This window comes from Mesorhizobium sp. WSM4815, from assembly GCF_055811575.1.
In genome coordinates, this window is record NZ_JBVVQS010000035.1 from 1 (window position 1) to 614 (window position 614).

At 61.4% G+C, this 614-nt stretch carries 1 protein-coding gene; it reads left to right on the forward strand.

What is annotated here, in order from left to right:
* Positions 1-614 (forward strand): corrinoid protein (locus AC0L2B_RS00140; RefSeq protein WP_473743627.1); only part of this gene is annotated, 614 nt, incomplete at both ends.

Below are 614 nucleotides of genomic sequence, written 5' to 3' on the forward strand. Positions count from 1 at the left end.
GACCTTTATGACGGGCTGAAGGAAGAGATCGAGGAAGGCACCAACATCCTGCTCGAGCGCGGCTGGGCGCCTTACAAGGTGCTGACCGAGGCGCTGGTCGAAGGCATGCGCATCGTCGGCGAGGATTTTCGCGACGGCATCCTGTTCGTGCCGGAAGTGCTGTTGTCGGCCAACGCGATGAAGGCGGGCATGTTCATCCTGCGTCCGCTGCTCGTCGCCACCGGCGCGCCGAAGCAGGGCAAGATGGTGATCGGCACCGTCAAGGGCGACATCCACGACATCGGCAAGAACCTTGTCGGCATGATGATGGAAGGCGCCGGCTTCGACGTCATCGATCTCGGCATCAACAATGCGGTGGAAAAATACCTCGACGCCATCGAACAGCACCAGCCTGACATCATCGGCATGTCGGCGCTGCTGACGACGACCATGCCCTACATGAAGGTCGTCATCGACACGATGAAGGAAAAGGGCATCCGCGACGACTACGTCGTGCTGGTCGGCGGCGCCCCGCTCAACGAGGAATTCGGCAAGGCCGTCGGCGCCGACGCCTATTGCCGCGACGCGGCCGTGGCAGTCGAAACCGCCAAGGATTTTATGAAGCGCAAGCACAA